The following is a 982-nucleotide window of genomic DNA, read 5'->3' on the forward strand; positions in this document are numbered from 1 at the left end:
TGCAACTGGCCGCCGACACGCTGGAGAACACCGTCTGGCAGAACCTGTTCAATTCGAACCAGTTCATGCCCGAGCCGTTCTACAACAAGAGCGACAAGATCAAGCCGGCCATCCACATCCACTCCGGCTGGGGCCTGACCGGCGGCGCCTGGGTCGACGGCCAGGGCCTGCACCTGGGCATGTGGATCGCCCCCAGCGCGCTCAAGGACCACTGGGGCCTGACGCACGAGTTCACGCACGGCTGGCAATCCTGGGCGGCCAACAACGGCGGCATGGAGTGCTACCAGTCCAACACCTGCGGCTGGATCCACGAAAGCCACGCCAACTACACGCCGCACCAGCTGCCTGAATACCAGAGCAACGTGCACTGCTCGGAGATGCTGCCCAACGCGCCGCACCTCTACCTGGGCTCGTCGCGCGACCGGTATTGCAACTGGCAGTTCATGGAGTTCCTGAAGGACAAGTACGGCCCCGAAGCCGTGACGAAGATCTGGACGACGGCCGGCCCGGACCCGTTCACCAACATCCAGAAGTCGCGTGGCTGGTCGGTGTCGCAGCTCAACGACTTCATCGGTGACTGGGCAATGCACAACGTGGTGTGGGACTACAAGGCCACGCCCACGGCCTTCCGCAACACCTACGGCAACATCACCGCGACCGACAAGGCCGAGCGCCTGCGCCGCCTGATGCCGCTGGAAGCGCTGGACAGCAACTGGGCGACGAACCGTCGCTTCGCGGTGCCGTTCTACGGCGCGCCGCAACGCTTCGGCTACAACGTCGTGCGGCTGTACCCCACCAGCGGCGCCAGCACCGTCACGGTCAAGTTCCGCGGCGTGAACCAGACGGGATCGGATGCCGACTTCCGCTGGGGCCTGGTGGCCACCAACACGCAGTTCACGACGGCACGCTACAGCGCGATGCAAAAAGGCCTGGACGGCGAAGTGACGTTCAAGGTCAACGCCGGCGAGCCGCTGTTCATGGT

Annotated in this window: 1 protein-coding gene; it reads left to right on the forward strand. The window is 64.7% G+C overall.

Features of this window, described 5'->3' with window-relative positions; all coding sequences use genetic code 11:
- Positions 1 to 982, forward strand: a 982-nt coding sequence (locus ACG00X_RS24020) for a DUF6055 domain-containing protein (protein ID WP_394492345.1), incomplete at both ends; no start/stop codon positions are given.

Origin of the sequence: Pelomonas nitida (assembly GCF_043555975.1) — a bacterium.
Taxonomy (GTDB): domain Bacteria; phylum Pseudomonadota; class Gammaproteobacteria; order Burkholderiales; family Burkholderiaceae_C; genus Pelomonas; species Pelomonas nitida.